Raw genomic sequence first — 25334 nt, 5'->3', positions numbered from 1 at the left:
TGTCTCCTTAGCCAATGCGTACGAGTTGAGCAGAAGCCTTATCGTTTTCTTCTGCGGTTTTCATCATTTTTACCTGCAGCTCAAATTGCCGCTGGATATCAATCAGGGCCACCATCTCTTCGACGGGGTTAACGTTGCTGCCTTCCACGGCGCGGCTTTCGAGTGCCACGGCTTCATCGAGCGGTGCAGTGGTGCCATCCATCAGACGGAACAGGCCATCGTCACCGCGCATCAGGTTTTGATTGCCGGGATTAACCAGCTTGATACGGGCCACCTCTTCCACCACTTCGGCAGTAGCGCCCTGTGGCCGGACAGTAATGGTGCCATCCTGGGCGATTTCCACCTTGTCGATGGGCAGCGGCAGCACTATGGGGCCGGCATCACCCATCACAGGTCGTCCCTGTGAGTTGGTCAGCAGGCCGGTTTCGTCAAATTTCAGGCTGCCTGCGCGGGTGTAAGCCTCATTGCCGTCGGCATCTTCCACGGCTATCCAACCATCACCTTTCACGGCAACATCCAGATCCCGGGCAGTGGCGTTAATCGGACCGTGACGGAAGCTCGCCTGCGGGTTTTCTGTCATGGAAAACACCCGGGTTGGCAAGCCTTCACCGAAGGCCTGCATGGCACGGGACTGCTCCAAATCGGCCTTGAAACCGTCGGTGTTGGCGTTGGCCAGGTTATTGGCCCGCACCGCCAGCGAATTGAGGTTTTGCTTGGCACCGCTCATGGCGATATAGAGAAACTTGTCCACGCTGGGCTCCGTCAAAGAATTAGCATAACGGCTTAAAAGCAAACTACGTGCCAAGAAATTGGCCACTAAGCGTTTGAATTGGCGGGAACAAAGAAAACTGGGCTTGCGGAAAGGTAAAACACAGGCAAAAAATTGCCGCCCGAAGGCGGCAATAAAGGGGGATTTGGCTTAGCGGATCTGCAGAATAGTTTGCTGCAGGGTATTGTTCACTTCCAGGGTCCGACTGTTGGCCTGGAAGTTGCGCTGGGCTGAAATCAGGTCAACCAGCTCGGTGGTCAAATCCACGTTGGATTGCTCCAGCGCCGCTGAGCGAATGGAACCGAAGGTGCCACTGTTGGCCTCACCGGCCAAAGCGGTACCCGATGCCAGGCTTTCTTTCCAGGAGGTATTCCCTACCTGAGTCAGGCCCTGCTCGTTGGGGAAGCGCACCAGCGCAACACGGCCCAATGGCACAGTGCTGCCGTTGCTGTACGCGGCTTTAATCAAACCATCTTCACCTACTTCCACGTTGGTCAGGCGGCCCACGGTAGTTCCGTCCTGGGTCAGCTCGGTCACTTCGAAGGCCGATGCATATTGGGTAGGATTGGCAAAGTTAATGGTAATTGTCTGGCTGCCATCGGCACCCGGGCCCAGAATCCCGGCACCGCCGATCCCAAGAGCTTCGGTAGTGATAATGGCCGGGTCAGTGCCGGTGAAGGTACCAGTGCTGTTAAAGGTCAGTACCGCTCCGGTCCAGCCGCCGGTGGTTTGGGCATTGGCTGTGCCATCGGGGGTACCATCGCCATTGGTATCAACCTGGTATGAGCCGGCAGCGCCGCTCATGTTAACCGGCTGACCATCGAGTGCATAGTAAGCTACCCAGTTGTTCTCACCTGTATAGGCGCCATCGTTCGGACGCACAAAATAGGTGGTCAGAATGTGTGGCTCACCGAGGGAGTCGTAAATGGTCGATGAAGTCGAGTTGTTGAAGGTGGTTGGGTCGTCCGGATCGAATGCGGCAGGATCCTTGGTCTTCTCACCGGCATTCAGGTTCATCGCGATACCCACGTTCTCTGACATGACAGGGCTACCAGCGGTGTCAGGAATTTGCACCGGACGGGTGGTAGTCAAGCTCACCGAGGTTGAGTTACCAAACTTGTCCACCGGGAAGGTTTGCAGGAAGTTACCGGAGGAATCCACCAGGTAATTGTTGCTGTCGACCTTAAAGGCACCAGCGCGGGTAAAGCTGTAGTCGCGCGCGGATGGATCCGCAGAGGTGACAAAGAAGCCGCCGCCGCTAATGGCCATATCCAGTGCATTACTGGTGAACTGCAAGCTGCCCTGATGGAACTGCTGCGCCACCTGGGTAGTGGTTACACCGCCACCCACCTGGGTTTTGCTGTTGGCGAAAATGGACGCCGCATACACATCGGCAAACTCGGCACGGGACTCTTTAAAGCCCGTTGTGTTCACGTTGGCGATGTTGTTGGCCGTGGTGTTCAGATCTTTCTGGGCGGCTGCGATGCCGCTGAGTGCGATATTGAAAGACATAAGTCAGTTACCTCTCTAATCCCCTGATTCTGGTTCAGCCTTCAGCTACCGCCAGAACATCCGATAGTTTGATCCCACCAACGCCACGTAAATTCAAGATAGCGCCGGTTGCCGCGGTTCCCAGTGACACGCTGGACACATGGGCATAGGTTGAAACAGGCAATTCCTCTGCCTTGCCATCGACCTTGCCACTGGCCTTGATGGTGTAGTTTCCTTCTGGAACGGGCTTGCCTTCGGCATCCAGTCCATCCCAGTTCACATCGATATTGCCGCCTTCGCTGCCGTCCACCGTGTAGGTGGTGACCAGCTGGCCCTTAGAGTCCTCAATTCGCACCGTGATGCTTTCTATCTTGGACGGCGTACTTATCACGCCTTTCACGGTTGGATCTTCACTGGACACATGGCCGGTAGACGACGGGATCAGCACCTTCTGCCCTACCAGCCCGGATGCCTGCAGCGCCTGGCTTGAAGTCATCACGGTATTGAGATTCACAATGTGGTCGTTCAGCTTGGCAATACCATCCACGGTCGAGAATGATGCCATCTGGGCAATCATCTGGTCGTTTTCCACCGGCTTGAACGGGTCCTGCATCGACAACTGCTGCGACAAGAGCGCAAAAAAGTCTTCCTGGGTCAGCTCCTGCTTTTTGGCCTCGGGTACCGCTTCTTTACTTTGAAGCCGCACGCCGTCCAAAAACGGGTTGCCGGTGCTCTGGGTAGACTGTGCCGCCGCGGCCTGATTAATAGAGTTAAGAAAACTCACGGCTTACCTCCTTAGCGCCACCGGATTATTTGCCCATTCTCAGGGTTTGCATCAGCATGCTTTTTGCCGCCTCTGCCACCTGGGCATTCATCTGGTACGAACGGGAGGCAGAAATCATGTCAGCCATTTCTTCCATCACGTTCACATTGGGTTTGTAAATAAAGCCATCGGCATCGGCCATGGGATGATCGGGGTTATATTCCTTTTGCAGCGGCTTATCGCTCTCAACAATGCCTTTGACATTCACGCCGCGGGACACCTGTTGCTGCTGACTGGCCTTGGCAAGCTCGGCTTCAAACACCGGATGCCGCGCTTTGTAAGTCTTATCGACGCTGCTGGACACTGAATCGGCATTAGCGATGTTACTGGCTGTGGTGTTGAGGCGAACCGACTGTGCAGTCATCCCCGAGCCCGACACATTGAAGATATTGAATAAGCTCATGATTAATCTCCTTTGAGGGCCTTTTTCATGCCATTGAACTTGCCTTCAAGGAAGCCCAGTGACATTTGGTATTCGATGGCGTTTTGCATAAAGGCGGCCTGCTCCTGCTGGATGTCCACTGTGTTGCCGTCCCCGGTATCTGGCTGATTGGGTACACGGTACTGGACGTGCTGGCGGCTCAATGCTTGCAAGTCAAAGTGTCCTTCGCTGGTTTGGGCCATTTGCATACTGCGCTGCTGGCTGCGCGCGGCGGCAAGGGCATCGGCGAAATTGACGTCTCTGGCTTTGTAATGGGGCGTATCGGCGTTGGCGATATTGCTCGACAGCACTTCTGCCCGCTCTGCGCGGATCCCGAGGGTGTACTGATGCACCCCAAGAGCCTTATCAAAACTGATCGCCATAAAATTGCCTCCTACGCCTGAATGGCAAAACAAAAGCAATTCATGTGCCAAATATTGGATAACGCCATAGACTATGCTGCAGGCATAAAAAAACCGACCCATAAAAGGTCGGTTTTCTTTTAAAAATCTTATTGTTACTGCATCAAGTCTTTTTCTGATAGTAGATACCAGGGTTGCAGCGCACCATGTCAAATTCATCGGTCAAACCGGCAATCGACTCGGATGCTCCCAGAAACAGTATGCCCTTGGGATTCAGGGCGGCAGCAAATTGCCGCAGGATTTTTGCCTTTGCCTCAGGGGCAAAATAGATAAGCACATTGCGGCAAAAGATGATGTCGAACTTGCCGAGCAAGGTATAGCTTTCCAGCAGGTTGTGAGCGCGGAAGCTCACCATGCGGCGTACGTTGTCTTTTACCCGCATGTTGCCGTTGGGCAAGGAGTCGAAAAACGCCCGTTTGCGCTCATCGGAAAGACCACGCCCCAGCGCCAGGCTGTCGTATTCAGCCTGTTTGCAGCGCTCCAGCATGGAGGGCGACAAGTCGGTTGCCTGAATGCTGGCGCTCCCCGGCAGTCCACCCGGACGCTTTTGCTGAAACTCGAGGATGGTCATGGCCAGTGAGTAAGGTTCTTGCCCTGATGAACAGGCGGCAGACCAGATTTTCAACGGCCGGCCGAGACGGGCGTATTCGGGCAACAGGGTATTGCCGAGCAATTCGAAGGGGTACTTATCACGAAACCAAAGGGTCTCGTTGGTGGTCATGGCATCAATCACCTCGGCACGCAATTGCCGCTCGGTGGGTTTCATTGAATGCTTAACCACTTCAGACAGGGATGGCAGGTTGTATTTGCCCATCAGAGGCGCCAGGCGGCTGCGGACCAGATACTGCTTGTTTTCGCCAAGCACTATGCCGCTGTGTTGCTCAAGGAACAACCTGAATTGATTATATTCCGCTTCAGCCAGTGATTTGTCCGACACTGTATCCCATCCTGCACTTAGTGGAGAAGATTAACGCAACATCCTGTTAACCTTCTGATTTTATTCCCCAAAAACAAGCGCTGCTTTATACATTATCACCTGAGGGAACACAAGCTCCCTTGGTGGAGTATAACCCCACCCAAGGGGAATGCCATCACAGTTATAAGCTCAGGTGTTTGTTCACCGCTGCTGCCAATTCATCAGGGTTGAACTTGGCAATAAAGTCATTCGCGCCCACCTTTTGCACCATGGCCTGGTTAAATACGCCGCTAAGGGAGGTGTGCAAAATCACCTTGATGTCTTTGAGCTTGGGGTCATCACGAATTTCTGCCGTCAGGGTATAACCATCCATCTCCGGCATCTCGATATCTGAGATGATCAGCGGGATTTCGTCGGCCACATTATTCACTTCACTGGCAATGGCTTTGAGCTTCTCCAGGGCTTCACGACCGTCTTTGGCGGTATCGATTTGCAGCTCAAGGGAAGTCAGTGAACGGATAATTTGCTTGCGGGCTACAGCAGAGTCGTCGATCACCATAATGTGGAAGTGCTGCTCACGGTCGATGGTCAGCGTGGCGTCCACATCTTCAGAAATCGAGGTCTTAACCGGGCTGATTTCATCGAGGATTTTTTCCACATCGAGAATTTCTACCAGCTCGCCTTCAATCTCGGTTACCGCAGTCAGGTAGGAATAGCGCCCGGCCCCCTGTGGTGGCGGCATAATGGCTTCCCAATTCATGTTGATGATGCGCTCGACCGAGCTCACCAAAAAGCCCTGCACACTGCGGTTGTACTCAGAAATAATAATGAAGCAGTTTTGGGTGTTCTCGATGGGGCGGCCACCGGTTGCCGCACTTAAGTCGATAACCGAAATGGTCGAGCCACGGATGTGGGCAACGCCCCGCACATAAGGATTGAGTTTGGGCAGACCGGTCAAAGGGGGGCACTGCAGGACTTCTTTTACCTTGAATACGTTGATCCCGAAACGCTGACGCCCGTTCAATTTGAACAGCAGCAACTCCAGACGGTTTTGTCCCACCAGTTGGGTACGCTTGTTGACTGACTCAAGAATGCTCGACATAACTTCGCCTTAGTTGTCTTGATTGAATGGCGCCCCGGGCTCCGCGGAGCATAGGCATGTAACTTGCTTTCGAATTGTCACCGACAACCTGTGCCCCAACTTCGTCAATCTTCTGACAGCCATGCCAGCAAGCTTGTACAAAGGTGGTCCGGCCCTGACAGAAAGTATAGGTGTATTCTGGCGTGACACGCTAGTCTGTTCATTATGAAAGTAAAGTTAGCACAATTTTTGGCAAGCCTTTTATGGGTAACTGGGGCATCGGCTACACAGATCCCACAACAACCCAACTTATCGGCCATCGCCGCGGCGGCTGAAGAGGCGGTTGCCAAAAAAATTGACGCCCCGGCCGGAGCCAAGATAAGCATCCAGGCCCAAAGCCTCGACAGCCGGGTCAACCTGCCCCGCTGTGAGGGGCCCGTCAGTGCGCGCCTGGCCAGCGACAGACCCATCTCCCGCAACAATACCGTACGCATCAGCTGCACCAGCCCGGATCTCGACTACCCCTGGCAAATGTTTCTCTCGGTAAGAGCCGAAATCCTCTTTCCCGTGGTGGTGGCCAAACGGCCCCTGGCAAGTGGCGATTTGCTCGATGAAGCCGCCGTTGAAGTGCGCTATGTTGATAAAACCGTGCTGCGCGGCCAGCAATTTGCCGATACAGGTCAGTTGCTGGGCACCCGGGTCAAACGCCGTATTGCACAGGACTCGCCAATTTTTGCCGCCAATCTGTGTTTTGTCTGCAAAGGCGATGCGGTATCGATTTATGCAAAAACTGCGAGCTTTGAGATAAAAACCTTGGGCGAAGCCTTGGCGGATGGTAACGAAGGTGACCGAATTCGCATCAGAAACACCAACTCAAACAAGGTGTTGGAAGCCACTGTCATCGGCGTTGGCGAAGTGGAAGTCAAAATGTAAAATACCCTAAAGCTTTGCTGGCTACGGCCGATAAGAGTGCTAAGAAACCCGAATCCGTAACACTGGAGCCCCCGATGGCCATCGAATTACCCAAAAATAATGCCGCCGCCAACCGTGTCGGCAACACCGCAAGCCCACTGACCAGCGCCCGCAGTGCCCAGGCTTCTGCCGCACAAACTGCGCAGGCTCAGGTGCCGCAAAAAGCAGACTCTTTCGTGATCACCAGTCAGGCCCAGCAACTGCAAAGTGTCCAGTCCAAGCTGGCATCGCTGCCTGAAGTCGACCAGAAGAAAGTGGCCGAAATCAAGCAGGCTATCGCCGAAGGCCGCTACAAAATCGATCCTGAGAAGCTGGCTGCCAATATCGCCCGCTTCGAAAAAGAAATGCAGGATCTCGACCAAGACGCATAAGCCTTCTTTGGCATCGGGTTGCGGCCGGTCACTCAACAGTGGCCGGCTTTTTGCATTTAAAATTTGTAATCTGTATTCGCCAAATTTTTGCAAACACGGCCTGAGGTTTCCCCATGAATGAACTCACTTCCCTGCTCGACCACCAGCAATCCCTGCTAGACGAGCTGCTTGTCCTGATAGACGCCGAAAAGACCGCGCTGATAGCCCAGGACGCCAGTGAGCTGCTACGCCTCGCCGAAACAAAATCTGCCGCCCTGCTGGCACTCAAAAAGAATGATGACGCGCTGTCGCTGCATCCCGACAAACAGCTGCTGACAGAAGAGCAGGCCCTGGTGGGCAAGGTAGAAGCCGCCCAGGCCACGCTGCTTCGCTGCAAGCAGGCCAATCAGCTCAATGCCCAGCTGATAGAACACAATGAAGCCAGTATTAACCGTCTGGCCCAGGCGCTTCAGGTTAGCCGTAACGCAAGCTCCCTCACCTACACCGACAAGGGCAAAACCTCCACTATTTCTACGCTCGGTAACAGCATCGAAGTGTGAGCGTTTCCCAAGCCCAAACCTCGAAGGCTTAATCTGAACCTAAGCCTGGATTTTTAACCTGAGCCGGAACCTGCAACTGAGCAGCTCCGTTTCAGCAAACGCACTGACAGTGCTTCAGCCAAACACGCTGGAATCAAATGCACGGTGAAAAAGTCCGGGCTAGCGCAAGCCCTGGCCAACACCTGCTCAGAAAAGCCTCACTCGTTTATGTAAAAAAGCCCCGCCAATGCGGGGCTTTTCGGTATAAGTTCGGGATGCCTCAACTTAAGCATCAGGCCTTGGACTTGCAACCTGAAACGGCCTTAGAAATAGGTGATCTCTTTAACCCGCTGCGGCCGGTTTTGCTGCTGGTACACGGCCCATACTTTGGCAAAGTCCAGCTCAAGCTCGGTGACATAATGCTCACCCACAGGATAGCTTTTCACGACCCGAGCGCCGCGGATAACACCGGACACCGACGCCTTGATATTGTCGTTCTGCATCGCCCAATCATTGACGCTGGAACTGGCAGAAATTTTCTGACCATACACCTGCTCGGCAAGCTCACGATAAGCGGCAAGCTTGGAGGCCTGCATCGCCATCAGTACCTTTTCGGCCTGGGTTTTGGCAGGCTGAGTTTCCAGCGGCGCATAGCCTATGGCGGTCAGCCTGGGAAAGGTTTCCGGCGCCACGGTCTCCCACTGCACATAACGGTCATTGCTGCTGCAGGCGCCGAGTAAAAACGCGGCCAACATCATCAGTACCACTTGTCTCATTTGTCTTCTCCCAGCAGGCTAACCGCATCCATTCCGGGGGCTTCGTAGCGATACAGCAGCCCATCTTTGGCCACTACCTGCTCAGAATAGGCCAGATAACCACGCAGATCGCCCGGGCGGCTGAACGACTGTGACGAGGCCACTACCCGGCTGTTGCCGATATCCACAATCCGGCTGTTGATGGTAAGGCCATCGCGGCCAAGGCTGTAACTGGCCACCAGCACATGCTGGGTATCGGCCACATCCCGCAGCCGTTGCCAGTCGCGGCTTTGCAGCAAGTCACCCTTGTCGGTCACCCGCAGGGTTTGGCCAATGCCGGTATCTACCACGTTGTAGTAACGGGCGTGCAGCGCGGCCATCATGCCCTGCTGCAACAGGCGGGCAAAGCTGCCGGTGTGGGTAAAGTCGTCCACGTTCACAGGGGTGGTCACCACAATAGGCTGCGTCGGGCTTACCACATCATTGGTCAGCAGCAGTTCGTTGACTATCTTTTGCGCCAGAACATTGACTTGCTCCCGCTGCGGATAGCCCTCTTCGCCATAAGCTATAGACTGGGGCGTTTTGGTGGCCGCCATGGCAGGCTGCAGCGCCAGCATAAGGGCCAGCGCGACGGCAGTTTTCCCGTACATAAATCAACCCCATGAAATTAAAGGCTAATTACCAGAAAGGCCGCAAAGGCCAATCCCTTGATAAACAGCTATCGGCACGGGGCGCAGAAACTTTACCCCTTAATTTCGCCCGAATGCGCCGGGCACAGGCGCCCAAGGCACGGATTTTGCTTCACTCCGGCTGTTATCCGTTAATCGCCGAGCGGCTAAGGCCCAAGGCACGTTACACAAACAGGACTGGCACATGGCACCCTACAAATCGACTCTGCTTTTTCTAGGACTGGTATTCGGGCTTAGCGCAGCGCCTGCGCACGCCGACTGGGTTGAAGCCAAGGGCGAAGCCGTTATAGTCGATGGCGACATCAGCAAGGCCCGCAGCGAAGCCATAGAACAGGCCATCAGCTACGCCAGCCTGCAATCCGGTGTCAGCTTTGAAGCCAGCCAAACCTTGGAAGGGGGGCGCCTCACCGGCAGCAGCTTCCAGATGGATCAGTCGATGATGACAGGGCCGGTGCAGCTTCTCAGCGAACAGATTGAAAACAACCGCCTGCGGGTACATTTACGGGTCGAACTGCTTGCCGACCCGGCCGAGCAATGCCTGGCTTCACCGCTCAAAGCGGGTATTCTGGTGCCGGAAACCGCCATCAGCCACCGCAGCCAATTGGCCCAGGGGCAACTGAACAGCCTCGGCAAAGCGCTGTCGATTAAACTTGCCGGCAAACTGGATGACTTTTCGGCCACCGGCTTTGCCAATCTGCAAGCCAATTCGCGGCTGGCCATTGACTCACGCCAGGCCGCCATTCAGGGCTACCGCCTGCCAAGCTACCTCGCCAATGCCAGCGACAGTCAGTACGTGCTGTACCCGGAAGTCACAGATGCCTCCACCGAACCGGCTCAAAGCAGCTACTTTGGCCTGATGAGTGAAGACCCACTGCGGCAATTCGCCCTCACCCTGACCCTGTTTCACGGCATAAGCGGCGAAATTATCTGGCGGCAAAGCTTTTCCGCCTCAGCGCCCTGGGAGTTTGACCGCAACGAAATAGTCGCCCCCGAAAGCGACCGTTTCTGGCGCTCAGCCTATGGCCGCAGTGTCGATAAAGTCATCGCCCAGGCCGCCAAAGAACTCGACAATGCGCTTATGTGTCGGCCGGTGCTGGGTCAGGTAGTGGCCAAACAGGGCGAAACCCTGATCCTCAATCTGGGCCGCCGCCATGGGCTCCGGGTGGGAGACGAGCTATCTATCGTGCTGGCTAAAAACCTGTCGGACCGCTTCAACAGCAACCGCACCACCGGCAATAACAGCAACACAAACATCAAGATAGCCCAGGTCACTGAAAACAGTGCCCGCGCAGAGTTAACCGGCATCGGCACAGTGAACAATATTCAGGTCAGCGACATGGTGATAAAAAACCAGTCGCCCAAGAATTAACCAGTTAAAAATCAACACTTTTAATCAAAGGCAAAACGAGTATAATCAGCGGGTCTCCCTATAGCTCAACAGGATAGAGCAGTCGCCTCCTAAGCGACCGATCGGGGTTCGAGTCCCTGTGGGGAGACCATCATTTCTGTTTGTGCCTGCTTGCACAAATTCCAAGCTTTTCTTTGATTCCTTGTTTCTGCCACTTCCGGCGTTTCAATTCAGCTTATTCACTCGCTGACACTGCCTTTTAGGTTGGCTGTAAAGCCTTTGTGTCGCATGCTCTATGGTTACCTTGTGCCGCTCCGACAACTTCCGGCTTCGGGTGTAATCAATCACCTGCCGTGGGCTTTCGCATATCCCCCCAAGTGACACGCTGCAAGTACATCCATGTAAGCTCGACGACAGCATCCTTGCTGTCGACGGTCACTTCCGCGGATATGCCTGAAGTTGTCATAACCTTCAGGTGCAGTACCTGCTTCAGCATTGTTTGCATTAAAAGACAGCCCTTAAAAAATCATCCCTCAATCAAATCCAACCGCTACGGCGATGAAGCCCCCGCCTAAGAGGCATTGTCAGCTTTGGGGTTGCAGTCATCACCCGAGTCCACCAATGGATGCTTTCTCAGGCCGAACCGACAAACCGCTGTTCCTTGGAGTGCTGTCAATAAGTGTACAGAAATAGCTATGTTAGTCTCATAATTACTTGGTATCATTGACAATTGTAACTTTAACTTCAGAAGCTAAAGCTAAACAAAGGCAATAATTAAAATGACACGTTCAAATAAAGAAAACCTTAGGGTAAAATCAAAAAATACGGCCTACGCACGTTTTTTGCGGCCAGAAGATATAAAATGCTTAACTCGCTATCACTATTTTCATTAACAGCGTCTTCATTCTCACTAATATTCATAACTTTGGTAGAGAAATACTCTGACTCTAAAATATTTGTCGAAAACACTATTGATCTTCTTCAAGTGATATCTGCAATTATTATTTCCGCGCTATCCCTTGCTATCGCTCTCTCTAATTATTCTGAGAAATCAATTAAAATGTTAAAGAGTGGCGAGGAGCTAAATGAACTAGTAAGAAAAATAGAACATTTAAGTGATGATGAATATAACGAAAAAAAAGAGGCTCTTAATAAAGAGTACACCACTCTTATAAAGAATAGTGAAAACCATCAGGACTTTGAGTTTCATTATGGAAAGAAAGAAAGAAAGCGGGAGGAGCAAAAAAGTAGTGAAGCGAATACCTCTGCTACTGAGAATAACTCTGATTATTTTATGCGCTTTAAGAAGTACGCCACGCCCTGTGCATTCTTTTCAATATCTTTTATCTACATTTCTTTCACGTTGTTAACTTTAGCACTTTTTATTATTAAGAATGATGTTTTTTTAGAAAAACAACCAATGAAAGAATGCAGATCCAACACAGACAAGGGAAAAGTCGAAAAAAATGTTGAACCAGACCTTTGACCAAAACTCATTGCTGAGACTCACAAAAAGGCATGAGATAATAAAATTTTCTCTAGGCCGAAACCTAGAGGAATATAAAGTATCACTTTCGGAAATTTCTAAGGAAATTGAAGATGAACATTATAAATTGAAATCATGCTCTAGTCACAAAATCACAAGAAATAATAAAACCACCACAATTTACTCAGTAACTGATGCTGCTGACTATTACGCCTTAAAAAAATAACCGATAATATCAAACGACTATATCGAGTAAAATACTCAAGCCGACATGAGATATCCGAGCAAATACTTAGAATATTTGAAGACAGCTCAGACATGATGGTATTAAGACTTGATATAGCATCATTTTTCGAGTCAATAAATATCGGTAAAGTAATTGAAAGAATAAAAACTGATAACATTCTATCTAGAAAGTCACTAGAAATTATAGAAAATACAATAAAAAATCTTAAAATATCAGGATTACCAAGAGGTTTGCCTATTAGCTCGCCCTTGTCAGAAATCTTTATGGAAGAATTTGATGAGAGCATTAGAAGTTTAGATGGGATTTATTACTATTCAAGATATGTGGATGACATTATAATTATTTCAACTAACTCTGACAAAAGTATAAAATCAATTATAACGAAAAAACTAAAAGATATTGAACTAGAGGTTAATGAAAAAACTGAAGAGAAAGAAATAAGTAAAAGCATTGAAACAGTAACTTATTTAGGATACCAATATACGCTTCACCCTATTTCAGAATCGAACAAGTCAAATAAAAGACATGTCTCAGTTAAAATGTCTAAAAATAAAATAAATAAGATAAAGACAAGGATTGTATTAAGTCTAATAAACTACAATATTAAAAACGAGTCGTATAAAAACAAAGCCATCGACAATTTACACAGACTTTTTAGAGACCGAACTTTAAGAAATAGAATTAAATTCCTATCTGGAAACTATGAAGTCAGAGACAACAACCAAAACAAAAATGATGACGATGACGAAAAAACCGTCTTGAAGGGTGGACTATTTTATAACAACCCACTACTAAACAATATCGAACAACTTGAAGAGCTAAATATCTTTATAAGAAATTTGTTATTTACAAATAAAAACTCACTTTTTGGAAAAAGAATAAGAAGAATCCCAATAGAGTTAAGAAGAGAGTTAGCATCAACAGATTTCAAGCATGGGTTTGAAAGTCGAGTAACACATCAGTTTTTTGATTTTCAACTGAAAGAAATTTGTGAGATATGGAAATGACAAAAAACACGCAAAATAAAAAGAAAAAGAAAAAGAATGGAAAAGTCACTTTAAGGAAAAGCAATTTTAATCGCGTGATATTGACTGATGTTCAGCCATATGAGCTTCCATTTATTCTGACAAACGAAGGGTTTTATAGCTATTTAAACAGGATGCATGATAAAAACAGTATAATTGAAAAAATTATACATTGTGATGCTGTTACTCACCCTTTAGTTTATACAATTAACAAAGGCCAGGCGTCATCAAGAAAGCTATATCTTATTCACCCATCAAATCAACTCTCATTTTGCAAATTTTATCGCGATTACAAATTACTTATAACCCATCTTTGCAACAGAAGCACTTATAGTTTGAGGTTTGCTAACTCAATAGCTACAACATATTATGAGAAGAGTTATAGCCGCCCACATAAAGATTATAAGGATGAAGGGGTTGAATGCTTCAATGAAGAGATTTCTTTAAAATATGCCAGCTCATTTTTTAAGTATAAAAACTATGACTTCCTTTACAAATTCTATGACAGCTATGAGTTCCACAGAATAGAAAAGAAATTTACAAACCTTTACAAGTTCGATATATCAAAATGCTTTGACTCTCTATCAACCGGGATGTTAATAAAAGCTCTGAGAGGCGAAAAAAACAAAAAAGAACTAAGGAACTCCTTTAGCTTTGAAACCGAGTTCATCAGGAGAATTGAAAACTGTAATAATGGTAGAGACCATGGGATTGTAATTGGCCCTGAATTTTCTAGAATTTTTGCCGAAATTGTTTTGCAATCCATTGATTTAAATATAAAGAAGGATCTGGAAGATAAAAATCTATATCAAGGAAGGGATTATGAGATCAGAAGATACGTTGACGATTTTTTCCTTTTCTTCAATAAGGAAACCGTAAAACGAACTGTTATGGAAGTTATGAGCGATAGGCTGGAAGACTTTAAATTCTATTTAAACGAATCCAAATCTGTGCATTTCACCATACCATTCATAACCCCTATAACATCAGCAAAGAAATCTATACAAGATGAGTTGAACAATCTTTTTGATATTTTTGATGTTCAGGAAGGAAAAATAGCCCCCCCAGAAAACATTATTCAAGATGAGCCTCACCACAACTTAAGCATTATTAAGAGCCTAAATAGATACAATTTAATATCAAATAGAATAATCAGAGACATAAAGTGCATCATTAAAGAAAATAACGTTGATTACTCCGGTATAACTGGGTATTTCTTCACCCTAATAAAAATGAAAGTTGCAGAAATGGATAGCAGGTATAGCTCAAAAATAGTTGATGAAATTCAGTCTGAGAGATTATGCAGATTTGCACTAATAATTCTCGAATTAACATTTTTTGTTTACAACATGGATTTGAGAGTTCGAAGTACTTACCTTGTTAGTCAGATAATAATCATCACAAACAGACTTTCAAACAGACTAAATCAAGAACAAAGAGAGCGTATAATAAAAAAATTCATGACGAGTCTCAGGGAGCAATAAAGAAATCTATCGCAACTGATTCACACAATCAAGTAGAGATGCTTAATCTAATTATAGCACTAAGTGCTATTGGTGATGATTATAATCTAGATAAGGAAATACTACTTGAACTGTTAGGATTTAATGCTGAAACATCAAATTACTTTAAACTTATGGTAGGCCTCTTCTACATTAAAAACAATGTTGAATACGAGAAAGTAAAATTCGCAATAACCAGTGAAATTGTCAAGGTTATTTCAAATAAGTCCATTAAGGATGACTCTGAGGCTTTACATCTATTCTTAGACTCCATGAGCTGCCCATTTATTAGTGTTAGAGAAAAAGAAGAGATTTTTGAACAAGCCATATCAACTTTAAATTTACCTGAAGCTGATACTTTAAGCCTCAGTCAATTTTTGAAAACCGCGGATAAATACTGGTTCATAGACTGGAGAAAGTCGGCTCAAGGACATATCGAGAGACTGCTACTTAAAAAGGAGTTGAGAACCCCTTACGGTTCGTGATAACTTTGTAACCCGAGCAGGCTATGATATGAATACTGGGTACTCGTACCTTGGATACACACACAACATAAAACTTATTTTAGCCTGCTCACTTACTCGAGTGCCATAAGAGCATTTCTCATGCTACTTCAATCAGCCAAATTTCTTATGCAAAATCGATAGTAACCGCTGTCTTTCATTTTCTTTTAATGATGCAATCTCTTTCACCAGTCTATCAACACTCGGCTCCTGAATTTCAGTCCCCAACAACTGGGCCGTTGTGATCCCAAGCTCTCGCCTCACCTGCTCTATATCCAAGTGAGCATAGGTGCTGGCGGTAATGCTAATGTCACTGTGACCCAGCAGCTTACTGGTGGTTTGAATGTTACCACCACGCATCACACTCCAACTGGCAATGGTTCGCCGAAGGTCGTGAATGGTGACGCTCTCGCCCTTGCCTTCACCCCGTAGGCCTGCCCTGTCGGTTATCCGGTGCCAGAAGCTGCCCTGACTGGATTTTTCGGTTACATGGCCCGTGAGGCTGTTATCTGAGGGAAACACGAACCACTGTCCGCTGATATACCTTACAGGAGCATCCTGCCTAGTTATCAAAGATAATCCTGCACCGACATCATAAATACATGATAGGCTGACACATAATCTTCTTAGAGGGATAGCATGGATAAACTACTTTCTCGTTCAGCCGAATATGAAGACTTTGTCTATGGGCTTCTGAGTTACCCTGAAGCTGAACCGTCCAGCCGCACACACGGTGCAAAAATATTGTGTGCTGTCGCAATGGAGCATGGACAAAGCCTGAAAATACTCATGCATTCCCATGCATTTACCTCGGCCTTAGGTCTCCTAAGATTGCAGTATGAGGCATTAGTACGCGCACATTGGTTAGTTTTTGCTGCATCAGACACTCAAGTTGAGAAACTGCTTGCTGAACTGACTCATGAATCTGCAAAAGCGGGGAACTCCATCCCTATGGTGGGGGAAATGATGAAGGCTATGGAAGGTAAAGCCCCTCCAAATGCTCTTCAGCCTTTGCAAGAATTCAAAGAGAACTCCTATAAAGCACTGAGTTCATACATCCACGGGGGGATTCATGCAATCAGTCGTAAAAGCAAAGGCTACCCGATACCACTGCTAGAGAATGTATTGAAAAATTCTAATCAGCTTTGTGGTGTGTCATGCTATTTCTGGGCTCAAATGACTAAAAACCCTCTATTGATGGCTCAAGCAATGCATTCATTCAATAAATACCAGGATTGTTTTAATTATCTCCCAAACTCCAACTGAGATTATCATATGGAAATTGATATGATTTTTAAAGTCATAGCCGGGATAGCAACTATCTTCGGAATGGTTCATACAGTATCGCTATTACGCAACAATAGCGAAAATAAGAAATAAAAAAATTATGAGATGTACAAAGAAATTAAAGAACTATTGAAAAAATCACCTGTTAAAAATTATGCTGAAATATGTGCCGCACTGAGTTGTTTGATCCAAAGAGAACTGAGTTTAAATGAAATCAAGTGGTTTATCGATACCCCAAACGCTTTTAAACATTTACAAACTTATTGCTCGCAAGCAAGGTACATAGAAATTTCGGAAAATGGGGTTTGTTTTAAGTACAAGGAAAAGTTCTCAAGTAAAAGACGTCGAGTAATAGAGCAAGCAGTATTAGTAATTGCATACGGGGTACTTACAAGTATAGGACTTATCATTTTGCTTTTAACCTATTCGCTGGCTGAATGGCCTGCCTATATAATATTATCAGTGATTTTAGGTATAGCATTTATAGTATTCGGTATTCTTGCTCTGATTCAAAGTGAACGCCTACGTGATACAAATTCTACAATAAAGTTAAACTTCGTCACTGTCGATACACTACAGAAAAATAAAAAGTCACTTCAAAAATGACGTCGAATTCTGGCCAGTACCTTCAAAATCTATCTAGACGCGATTCAATACCTCCATCAACTCTCGCAGCTCTTCCGGCGAGAGTTCACCTATCTCTCTGACCAGCCGCTCTACCCTGCTTTCTTGCTCTGCTCGCTGCACGATTTGACCAACCTCCGCACCCAAACCCAACAAAGCCGCTGTGGTGATCCCAAGCTCTCGCCTGACCTGTTCTATGTCCAAGTGGGCATAGGTGCTGGCGGTGATACTGGCTCTTTCTTAAATCTCTGCCTAACGGCAGCTGGCTGTGCTGAAGTCATATGCCGGAGGTTTGCTCTTAGTTCTGAAACAAGGTAGCCGCACTGTCAGCGCATCACGCGCCAACTGCACGCGCCAACTGACAATGTTTTGCCTGAGAACGTGGATGGTCACCCCTTTCCCGGTAGCCCCCATCCCTTCTTCCCCCATCTCCCCTGTCTTCCGTAACCCTCTGCCCCACAGCAAGTGTCAGTTTTCTGGCTTAAAAGCTGGAACGTGTTTTGCTTTGGTTGATCCCTAAATGATTTTGCTGTGTGTTTTTATGGCGTTGCCTGAGTTTTACCCGGGGTAACCGCCTTTTATATGGGCGGTTAAAGCGTGGAGTGGATTGCATTTGACAAGCAAGGGCGAAAACTGTGGCAATTCATTGTATTATTTGAGTTTGTATAACCGCAGATGTAACGGGAACGGATGATGGGGCCTTTGAGCTCGGGACAGGTGCATGACAGAACTTTTTGATGCCAATCTGCAGATAATTGCCAGCCGCTGGCCAGCGCTGGCACAGGTGCTCAGCACTCAGGATGTGAGTGGGCTCGATGCCACCCTGACCGAGGGCCGCACCCAGACTATCAGCATAAATGGCATTCAGCTCAGCAGCCGCCATAACAGGGTTGCCGAAGTTCGGCTGCTGCTGTCAACCGTTCCTGAAGATGCCACCGAGCTGACCTTATTTGGCAGCGGCATGGGCGATTTACCCGAATTTGCCCTTGAGCGAAGTGCACTGAAATCTCTGACACTGGTACTGATGAATCCGGCAATCTTTTGCCTGCTTTGCCACTACTGTGATTATTCAAAATGGCTCGCTGACCCCAGGCTTGAGCTGACATCAAGCCACCATGCCCACCAGCTGCCGGAACATTTTATCGCCATGATTGCCGACCTTAAGCTGTGCTCTGATGCGATGGCGCCGCTAAGGGACAATCTGCTGCGCGAGCTTAACCGCAGCCATACCAACCGCAAACATCTGGCCAGCGACGAGCTGCTGCTAAGCCGCTTTAAAGCCAATGAAGCCTTTTTAGTGTCTGATCCCAGTGCCGCCAAGCTTAAGCCAGGCAAGTCCTGCCAACATGTGCTGGTGATTGGCGCCGGGCCCTCTTTGGAAGAAGACTATGCCACTTTGGCCAAGCTTCAGGCAGCAGGCAAGGCAGCTTTAATTATTGCGGTCGATACGGCAATGAAAGGGCTTGTGAGCCATGGTGTTCAACCCGATATTGTGGTCAGCATAGATAAACTGATTGGGGCCTATCATTTACCGCTTGAGCACAGCGCTGACTCGGCGCTGGTGTATTTCCCGGGGCTCGATACGGCGCTGCTGTCTCAATGGCAAGGCCCAAGGTACAGCGCCCTGGGCACATCTGCCAGCTACGATACGCTGGCAAGCCAGTATGCCCTGCCACGGCTTTTTTGCGGCGGCAGTGTGGTGCATCCGGCGGTGGATTTAGCCTGCCGTCTGGGGGCAAAAGAGATAACCCTGCTCGGCTGCGATTTTTGTTTTTGCGACAACAAGAGCCACGCCTTTTGGCACGGCCATCCCCAATCCGATGAAACCGGCAAAGCCTGGTCGGCAACGGTTAAGCAGCAGGTAGAGTCCGCCGATCACTGGGTGATTAATGGCCGGGGAGAAAGGGTGAACACCCTGCTCAATCTCAGCACCTATTTGCGGGCGCTCGAGCGCTTTATTGCAGCAAACAGTGCCGTGAGCTTTTACCGTGCCAGCCAATCCGGCGCCATGATTGAGGGCACGACCTGGAGGCCACTTGCCCATGACTGAGCTGACACCGCCGCCCCATGACAACGCCAATCCGCTTCATAAAGCGCAACTGCTTCGCTGTGCTCATGCGTTCAGATTGGGACAAGAGGCGCTGGCAGCCTCGCTTTGGCAAGATATCATCTCGGCATTGGCCGCAAACCATGGCTTAATGGCAAACAGCGACTTTATTGCCCTGCTGCCACAGATGCTGGCCGCACAGGAACGCAAAGATTGGCTGGGACTTGCCGATAATATCGAATATGAGTTGCTGGACATTTGCCAGCAACTGCACTCAGAAGGAAACCACAGATGACACTCTTTATCGCCGAAGTGTCCAGTAACCATCATCAGGATATCGAGCGCTGCTTCGAGTTTATCAAGGCTTCGGCGGCCATTGGCTGCGATGCGGTAAAGTTTCAGCTGTTTCGGATTGAAGAACTGTTTGCCCCGGAAATTCTGCAACGCAGCGAACAGCACAGGGCCCGCAAAGCCTGGGAGTTACCGGTCAGTTTTTTGCCCGAACTCAAGCGCTGCTGCGATGAGGCTGGTATTCAGTTTTCCTGCACCCCCTTTTATTTGGATGCGGTAGCCGAGCTTGAACCCTATGTGGATTTCTACAAAATCGCCTCCTACGAGCTGCTGTGGGACGAGCTGTTAATCGCCTGTGCCAACACAGGCAAACCCGTGGTGTTTTCAGCCGGCATGGCCAATTTCGATGAAATCGACCATGCAGTACAGGTGCTTAAAAACGCTGGCTGTGAAGACATCACCCTGCTGCACTGCGTCTCGGCCTACCCTACCCCCAAGGCGGAATGCAATCTGGCGGTGCTGGGGCACTTCCGCGAGCGCTATGGCATTAAAGTGGGTTGGTCAGATCACAGCGTGGCGCCTGAGGTTATCCGCCGCGCCGTCAATCGCTGGCAGGCCGACTGCATCGAGTTTCATATAGACCTTGATAAGCAAGGCGCAGAATACGCCGCAGGCCACTGCTGGCTGCCGGAGCAAATGCAACCAGTAATAGCCGAGTGCCGCGAGGCGAGCATACTCGACGGCAGCCCAGACAAGGTGCTTGCCCCCAGCGAAGCCCCCGATAGAGACTGGCGCGCCGATCCAAGCGATGGTCTGCGTCCGTTAATACACATCAGAAGTACCTTTGGAGTTAACCAATGAACCACCCTGCAATTCAGGTCGCCGCCGACGCCGTAATCCACTTTCTGGCAACCCAAGGAATAGGTTCACTGCACAATTACCCCGGCGGCACCATAGCGCCGCTGCTGGATGCCTGTAACCGATTCGGGATCCGGGTTTATACCTCACGACACGAACAGGGTGCCGGCTACGCCGCCCTGGCACAGGCCAAGTTAACCGGCCTGCCCGGAATTGTGGCTGTCACCTCTGGTCCGGGCGTCACCAACGTGCTGACGCCGGTCGCCGACGCCTTCTTTGACGGTATTCCGCTGCTGGTGTTCACCGGCCAGGTGGGCACTGGCGACTTAACCGCTGGTAAACCCGTGCGCCAATCTGGCTTTCAGGAAGTGGATACCCCGGCACTGATGAAGTCGATTACCAAGGCGCAGTTTCAGCCAAAAACCATTGCCGAACTGGTCGATGTGCTGCCCAAAGCCTGGCAGATAGCACTGGAAGGTCGTATGGGGCCGGTGTCGCTGGACTTGCCGATGGATGTTCAGCGCACCGCCTTCGACGGCATCATTACGCCGCTGGCAAGCGCAGACGCCCCGGCAGCGCCCATCGCGCCTTTTATCAGCGAGCTTTTAAGCGCCATCAACAGCGCCAAGCGTCCGGTCATTATCTGCGGTAATGGCATGGCCAATGCGCAAAACGCAAGCTTACTCAGCGCCATCCGCGACTATTGGCCTGCCCCGGTGAGCCACAGTTTGCTGGGTGTCGGCACCCTGGACAGCCATGATGCGGGCTGTCTTGGCTTTCATGGCCATACCGGCAGTCAGCTTGCAGGCAAGGCCATTGCCGAAGCGGACTTGTTGCTGGTACTGGGTTCACGGCTGGACGTGCGCCAAACCGGCACCCTTAAGGCCGACTTCGCCAAACAGGCGCGTATTTTCCGGATTGATTTTGATCCCAATGAACTCGAACACAGCCGCATAGCCCATCACAGTGCCCTGTGCGCAGCCCTTGAGCCTGCACTGGCAGCGCTGAAGCAAGCCCTTGCTCACAGTGCAAGCCCGGACCTTGGCCCCTGGCTTTCGCAAATTAACGACTGGCGCGCCAGCTTGCCATGGCCCTATCCCGAATTTCCGGGCGCGGCGCCCAAGGCCATTTTGGAATATCTCAGCGACCATTTGCCGCAGGAAATCATAGTTACCACAGGTGTTGGCGCGCATCAGCATTGGGTTGCCAGACACTTCCGCTTTGCGCTGCCAGCCCGCCGCCTGATGACATCTGCCGGCCACGGCACCATGGGCTACGACCTGCCAAGCGCCATTGGCGCTGCCATACACTCGCCAGAATCATGCGTCTTGTGTGTTGCCGGTGATGGCTCAATTCAGATGAATATTCAAGAGCTTGGCATGATTGCTGAGCTGGGGCTCAAGCTGAAAATCCTGGTGCTGGATAACCACAGGCTGGGTCTGGTGTCCCAGTTTCAACTGATGAACTGGGAAACCGACACCGCCTGTGGCAACAAGCAGTCGCCGGATTTTGCCACCATCGCCAAAGGCTATGGCATCAAGGCGCTGCACTGCGGCATAGATGAGCCGCTAAAGCCCGCTCTGGACAGCTTTATTGAAGCCTCTGGGCCTGTGCTTTTACACCTTGAAATCGATAAAGGTCACGACGTGTTGCCAATGCTGCTGGGCGGCCAGCAGACAGACAAGATGTGGCCCTATTTCGACATGCAGGGTAATCCCTGCAAGGGGAGCGTGGATGAATAAACTGGTACTTATCACCGGCGGCAGCAGAGGCATTGGCGCCGGTTTGGTCAAAGCCTTTGCCGATGCAGGCTACAGTGTTGCCCTCACCTACTGCCGTGGCAAAGAAAAGGCCGAGGCATTGGCCGCAACCTTAGGCGACAAGGTTGCGGCATTCGCGCTGGATCAAGCAGATCCAGCCAGTATCCGAGAGTGTATTCAGGCCATTGAAGCGCACTTTTGCAAAAGCATCGATGTGCTTATCAACAATGGTGCCATCGCCCAGGAAAAGCCCTTTGCCGATATCAGTGCCGATGACTTCAGCCAGATGCTGAACACCAACCTGCGGGGCCCTTTCCTGCTGGCACAGGCCTGTATTCCCGCCATGCAACAGCAGCAGTTTGGCCGGATCATTAATATCGGCTCCATCGGCGGTCAATGGGGTGGCTTTAATCAGGTACATTACGCCGCCGCCAAGGCGGGCCTGATTAACCTGGGGCAGTCGATCGCCAAGATTTATTCCCGTGATGGCATTCGCGCCAACACCATTTCGATTGGCCTGGTGGCCACTGAGATGACCGAGCATGAGCTGAGCACCGAAGCCGGTAAGCAAAAGGCCGCTGCCATTCCCGTGGGGCGTGTAGGCACAGTGGACGATATTGCCCCGCTGGCGCTGTTTTTGGCGTCCACCCAGAGCGACTACCTCAGCGGTCAAACCCTCAATGCCAACGGCGGCATGTATTTCGGTTAAGGAACTTCCATGAAAAGACATTGTTTTCTTTGCCAATCGGCCACCGAGGTGGTGTTCTCCACAACCTGGGTATTGCCGGGGTTGCTGCCAAGGGAAATAGGCTTTTCGGTCTGCCCGGAGTGCGGCTCAGTGTGCCAAAGTCCATCGGTAAGCTTTGATGAGATGATGACTTTTTACAGCTCAATGGCGGTGTATACCAATCCGGGCAGAGCGGAAAAGCCCACCGATGCCAAGGTGAGGGATCTGGATGAGCAAATCCGTTTTATCCGCCGCGGCATTGGCCACCTGCCACAATCGGCGCTGCAAATTGGCAGCTCCGATGGCTATACCCTGTCACGCTTTCGTGATGCCGGTGTCAGCCGGGTGCTTGGGGTCGAGCCGGGCACCGCATCGGTGGAGCTGGCCAAACGCCTGTACCAAATTGACTGTATTCATGGCAGTGCGGAAGACTTCCACACAGACGAGCAGTTCGAGCTGATTATTCTGACCCACGTACTTGAGCATCTGTATCAGCCACAGGACACACTGAAAAAGTGCCGCAGCCTGCAGCAGCAAGCAGAAGAGGCGTTTATTTACGTTGAAGTGCCGCTGATGGCAAAGCCTGCCAGCCTGTGCCCCGGCTTTTTCTCCTTTGAACACATCAACTACTACACCCGCGATAACCTCGTGCGAAGTCTGGCCGAAGCCGGTTACTCGGTGGTGTCCCTGGTTGAGCATTACAACAGCAATCTGTCACCTATCATTGGTGTGCTGGCAAGTACCCGCCGGCAGGATCACTGTGATGATTTCCATGCCGAAATCAGCCGTAATCGCGCCATTCTCAATGAATACCGCGCCAAGGAAGTGGCCTATTGGCAGGGGTGTCTGGATGCGATTTTGCCTGCGCTGAAACAAAGCAAGCGCATATTCCTGTGGGGCGCAGGTATACACACCAGCCAAATCGTCGCCAACACCAACTTAATTACCCAATGCACCATTGCCGGGCTCACTGATACATCCAATCTCAAGTGGGGACTCAGGCAGGGTGACTGGCTGTGTCAGGCGCCTGACAGTATCGACTGGCAACAGGGCGACTGCGTGCTTATATCATCTTATGCCAGTGAAAAAGAAATTTTTGATGCACTGCAATGGCTTAGAGACAAAGGCGTGACCACTTTACGACTTCACAACGTTGACGACACCCGGACACATTGATGACAAAACATCTCCTGATTGTGGGCGCAGGCATCGAAGCCTGTGAGGGCATAAAAATCGCCAAAGACATGGGGCTCAAGCTTATTGTCGCCGATGGCAATCCGGCGGCGCCCGGCCTTGCCATGGCCGACTGGCAAATTATCGCCAGCACCTACGATGGTGCGGCCATATTGGAGGCCGTACGCCGCCTTCAGGATGACGGCGTTGCCGTGCACGGTGCTATCGCCATGTGCGCCGATGTCCCCTTGAGCGTAGCCACAGTCACCCATGCCCTTGGTTTGCCCGGTTTGTCGTTGGAGTCTGCGTTTTGGGTGTCTGACAAACTGGCGATGAAAACAAGGTTAGCCGCCGAAGGTATTCCCATTCCCCGCTTCGCCGATGTAACTGATATTGCAAAGCTTAAGTCCCGCGCCCGCGAAATTGGCTTTCCACTGATAATCAAACCCGTGGACAGTCGCGGCGCCCGGGGCGTGCAGCTTATCGACCATGAAGCCACGCTGGAAGATGCCTGGGCGGCGGCGGCCAAAGAGTCCCCCACCGCCAGGGTGATGCTGGAAGAGTACCTCACAGGCCCGCAATTCAGCACCGAAACTCTGATTGATGACGGCAAGTGCTACACCCTTGGCTTTGCCGATCGCAATTACGAGTGGCTGCCACGCACCAAGCCATTCATTATCGAAAACGGCGGCGATGCGCCAACCGGCGAGAGCGCTGCGGTCAAAGCCGAGGTGATTGCCACCGTCGAGCGGGCGGCGGCAGCCCTTGGAATTCACCAAGGGGTTGCCAAGGGCGATATGGTGTACACCCAAGACGGCGCCAAGGTTATCGAAATCGCGGGACGCCTGTCGGGGGGCTTTTTCTCCACCACCCAAATCCCACTGGCGACCGGGGTGAACTTTATTGAAAAAGCCATCAAGCTGGCCTTGGGTGAGACACTTACCCCAGAGGAAGTGACCCCCATTCGCGAGCAGGCTGTTGCTATCCGCTACCTTGACCTGCCAAGCGGCACGGTTGCGGCAATTGAGGGCCTGGATGACGCCGCCAGCGCAGCCGGAGTGAGCTTACTCAAGGTCTTTATTGGACCGGGCGCTAAAGTAGAAACACTGTCAAATCATACCCAAAGAGCAGGCTTTGCCATTGCCGTTGCCGATACCAAGGCACAGGCTATTGCCCGGGCCAATGACGCCCTTGACCGTATACGCGTCAGCTTCAGGAACGACTAAGC

General features: G+C 50.3%; 27 protein-coding genes and 1 tRNA gene. 18 read left to right on the top strand and 10 right to left on the bottom strand.

Annotated elements, in window-relative coordinates; genetic code table 11:
• Positions 1 to 7: 7 nt before the first annotated feature.
• The 7 genes from flgF to MJ923_RS05810 form a co-directional block, all read right to left on the bottom strand.
• Complete coding sequence (gene flgF, locus MJ923_RS05840) at positions 8 to 751, bottom strand: flagellar basal-body rod protein FlgF (protein ID WP_240590300.1); 744 nt, start codon at positions 749 to 751, stop codon at positions 8 to 10.
• Positions 752 to 919: 168 nt separating this feature from the next.
• Positions 920 to 2281, bottom strand: coding sequence for a flagellar hook protein FlgE (flgE, locus tag MJ923_RS05835; RefSeq protein WP_240590299.1), 1362 nt, complete (start codon positions 2279 to 2281; stop codon positions 920 to 922).
• 34 nt (positions 2282 to 2315) lie between these two features.
• A complete protein-coding gene (flgD, locus tag MJ923_RS05830; protein ID WP_240590298.1) occupies positions 2316 to 3044 on the bottom strand; it encodes a flagellar hook assembly protein FlgD in 729 nt (242 codons plus the stop codon).
• A gap of 25 nt (positions 3045 to 3069) precedes the next feature.
• The gene (gene flgC / locus MJ923_RS05825; RefSeq protein WP_126167474.1) at positions 3070 to 3486 is read right to left on the bottom strand and encodes a flagellar basal body rod protein FlgC; all 417 of its coding nucleotides are present in this window, start codon (positions 3484 to 3486) and stop codon (positions 3070 to 3072) included.
• A 2-nt stretch (positions 3487 to 3488) separates the two neighbouring features.
• The gene (gene flgB, locus MJ923_RS05820) at positions 3489 to 3887 is read right to left on the bottom strand and encodes a flagellar basal body rod protein FlgB (RefSeq protein WP_126167475.1); all 399 of its coding nucleotides are present in this window, start codon (positions 3885 to 3887) and stop codon (positions 3489 to 3491) included.
• A gap of 142 nt (positions 3888 to 4029) precedes the next feature.
• Positions 4030 to 4863, bottom strand: coding sequence for a CheR family methyltransferase (locus tag MJ923_RS05815; RefSeq protein WP_240590297.1), 834 nt, complete (start codon positions 4861 to 4863; stop codon positions 4030 to 4032).
• A 160-nt stretch (positions 4864 to 5023) separates the two neighbouring features.
• Positions 5024 to 5944 carry a chemotaxis protein CheV gene (locus MJ923_RS05810; protein WP_240590296.1) on the bottom strand — a complete coding sequence of 307 codons (921 nt, stop codon included), beginning with the start codon at positions 5942 to 5944 and terminating at the stop codon, positions 5024 to 5026.
• Between the two features lie 204 nt (positions 5945 to 6148).
• On the opposite strand from MJ923_RS05810, the gene flgA reads away from it, so the two are divergent.
• The 3 genes from flgA (at position 6149) to MJ923_RS05795 (ending at position 7805) form a co-directional block, all read left to right on the top strand.
• Positions 6149 to 6856 (top strand): flagellar basal body P-ring formation chaperone FlgA, encoded by a 708-nt coding sequence (gene flgA, locus MJ923_RS05805; RefSeq protein WP_240590295.1) that lies wholly within the window; start codon positions 6149 to 6151, stop codon positions 6854 to 6856.
• Between the two features lie 74 nt (positions 6857 to 6930).
• Positions 6931 to 7266 carry a flagellar biosynthesis anti-sigma factor FlgM gene (gene flgM / locus MJ923_RS05800; RefSeq protein ID WP_240590294.1) on the top strand — a complete coding sequence of 112 codons (336 nt, stop codon included), beginning with the start codon at positions 6931 to 6933 and terminating at the stop codon, positions 7264 to 7266.
• Positions 7267 to 7379: 113 nt separating this feature from the next.
• The gene (locus MJ923_RS05795) at positions 7380 to 7805 is read left to right on the top strand and encodes a flagella synthesis protein FlgN (RefSeq protein WP_240590293.1); all 426 of its coding nucleotides are present in this window, start codon (positions 7380 to 7382) and stop codon (positions 7803 to 7805) included.
• 302 nt (positions 7806 to 8107) lie between these two features.
• Here MJ923_RS05795 and MJ923_RS05790 read toward each other — a convergent pair whose 3' ends face one another.
• On the bottom strand, positions 8108 to 8560 hold the full coding sequence (locus MJ923_RS05790) for an LPP20 family lipoprotein (protein WP_240590292.1): 453 nt from the start codon (positions 8558 to 8560) through the stop codon (positions 8108 to 8110).
• Positions 8557 to 9189: a FlgO family outer membrane protein gene (locus MJ923_RS05785; protein ID WP_240590291.1), complete on the bottom strand. Its 633-nt coding sequence runs from the start codon at positions 9187 to 9189 to the stop codon at positions 8557 to 8559. The genes MJ923_RS05790 and MJ923_RS05785 overlap by 4 nt, the downstream gene beginning before the upstream one ends.
• 223 nt (positions 9190 to 9412) lie before the next feature.
• Here MJ923_RS05785 and MJ923_RS05780 point away from each other — a divergent pair, with 223 nt between their 5' ends.
• From MJ923_RS05780 to MJ923_RS05755, 6 genes are all read left to right on the top strand, one after another.
• Positions 9413 to 10597, top strand: coding sequence for a flagellar assembly protein FlgT (locus tag MJ923_RS05780; protein ID WP_240590290.1), 1185 nt, complete (start codon positions 9413 to 9415; stop codon positions 10595 to 10597).
• Positions 10598 to 10651: 54 nt separating this feature from the next.
• Positions 10652 to 10727, top strand: a tRNA-Arg gene (locus tag MJ923_RS05775).
• Between the two features lie 663 nt (positions 10728 to 11390).
• A complete protein-coding gene (locus MJ923_RS05770) occupies positions 11391 to 12062 on the top strand; it encodes an SLATT domain-containing protein (RefSeq protein ID WP_338092224.1) in 672 nt (223 codons plus the stop codon).
• A 222-nt stretch (positions 12063 to 12284) separates the two neighbouring features.
• Positions 12285 to 13316 (top strand): antiviral reverse transcriptase Drt3a, encoded by a 1032-nt coding sequence (gene drt3a, locus MJ923_RS05765; RefSeq protein WP_338092223.1) that lies wholly within the window; start codon positions 12285 to 12287, stop codon positions 13314 to 13316.
• Positions 13307 to 14818 (top strand): antiviral reverse transcriptase Drt3b, encoded by a 1512-nt coding sequence (gene drt3b, locus MJ923_RS05760; protein ID WP_240590288.1) that lies wholly within the window; start codon positions 13307 to 13309, stop codon positions 14816 to 14818. Before drt3a ends, drt3b begins: the two co-directional genes overlap by 10 nt.
• A gap of 38 nt (positions 14819 to 14856) precedes the next feature.
• Positions 14857 to 15321, top strand: coding sequence for a hypothetical protein (locus MJ923_RS05755; RefSeq protein WP_240590287.1), 465 nt, complete (start codon positions 14857 to 14859; stop codon positions 15319 to 15321).
• A gap of 132 nt (positions 15322 to 15453) precedes the next feature.
• Here MJ923_RS05755 and MJ923_RS05750 read toward each other — a convergent pair whose 3' ends face one another.
• The gene (locus MJ923_RS05750) at positions 15454 to 15861 is read right to left on the bottom strand and encodes a tyrosine-type recombinase/integrase (RefSeq protein WP_240590286.1); all 408 of its coding nucleotides are present in this window, start codon (positions 15859 to 15861) and stop codon (positions 15454 to 15456) included.
• 117 nt (positions 15862 to 15978) lie between these two features.
• Between MJ923_RS05750 and MJ923_RS05745 the strand changes: the two genes are divergently transcribed.
• The 9 genes from MJ923_RS05745 (at position 15979) to MJ923_RS05705 (ending at position 25332) form a co-directional block, all read left to right on the top strand.
• A complete protein-coding gene (locus tag MJ923_RS05745; protein ID WP_240590285.1) occupies positions 15979 to 16605 on the top strand; it encodes a DUF6988 family protein in 627 nt (208 codons plus the stop codon).
• Between the two features lie 126 nt (positions 16606 to 16731).
• Positions 16732 to 17232: a phage holin family protein gene (locus MJ923_RS05740; protein ID WP_240590284.1), complete on the top strand. Its 501-nt coding sequence runs from the start codon at positions 16732 to 16734 to the stop codon at positions 17230 to 17232.
• A 739-nt stretch (positions 17233 to 17971) separates the two neighbouring features.
• On the top strand, positions 17972 to 19300 hold the full coding sequence (locus tag MJ923_RS05735) for a motility associated factor glycosyltransferase family protein (protein WP_240590283.1): 1329 nt from the start codon (positions 17972 to 17974) through the stop codon (positions 19298 to 19300).
• A complete protein-coding gene (locus tag MJ923_RS05730) occupies positions 19293 to 19592 on the top strand; it encodes a hypothetical protein (protein WP_126167490.1) in 300 nt (99 codons plus the stop codon). Before MJ923_RS05735 ends, MJ923_RS05730 begins: the two co-directional genes overlap by 8 nt.
• On the top strand, positions 19589 to 20449 hold the full coding sequence (locus MJ923_RS05725) for an N-acetylneuraminate synthase family protein (RefSeq protein ID WP_240590282.1): 861 nt from the start codon (positions 19589 to 19591) through the stop codon (positions 20447 to 20449). Before MJ923_RS05730 ends, MJ923_RS05725 begins: the two co-directional genes overlap by 4 nt.
• A complete protein-coding gene (locus tag MJ923_RS05720; protein ID WP_240590281.1) occupies positions 20446 to 22188 on the top strand; it encodes a thiamine pyrophosphate-binding protein in 1743 nt (580 codons plus the stop codon). Before MJ923_RS05725 ends, MJ923_RS05720 begins: the two co-directional genes overlap by 4 nt.
• Entirely contained in the window at positions 22181 to 22915 is a 735-nt protein-coding gene (locus MJ923_RS05715; RefSeq protein WP_240590280.1) for an SDR family NAD(P)-dependent oxidoreductase, read from the top strand. Before MJ923_RS05720 ends, MJ923_RS05715 begins: the two co-directional genes overlap by 8 nt.
• A 9-nt stretch (positions 22916 to 22924) precedes the next feature.
• Positions 22925 to 24109, top strand: a complete 1185-nt coding sequence (locus MJ923_RS05710; protein WP_240590279.1) for a class I SAM-dependent methyltransferase — start codon at positions 22925 to 22927, stop codon at positions 24107 to 24109.
• Positions 24109 to 25332 carry an ATP-grasp domain-containing protein gene (locus tag MJ923_RS05705; protein ID WP_240590278.1) on the top strand — a complete coding sequence of 408 codons (1224 nt, stop codon included), beginning with the start codon at positions 24109 to 24111 and terminating at the stop codon, positions 25330 to 25332. Before MJ923_RS05710 ends, MJ923_RS05705 begins: the two co-directional genes overlap by 1 nt.
• The last annotated feature ends 2 nt before the right edge of the window (positions 25333 to 25334 follow it).

The sequence above is a fragment of the Shewanella zhuhaiensis genome, assembly GCF_022484835.1.
Classification (GTDB): Bacteria; Pseudomonadota; Gammaproteobacteria; order Enterobacterales; family Shewanellaceae; genus Shewanella; species Shewanella khirikhana.
Note: the sequence above shows the minus strand (reverse complement) of the source record. Positions and strands in the feature narration are given on the sequence as shown.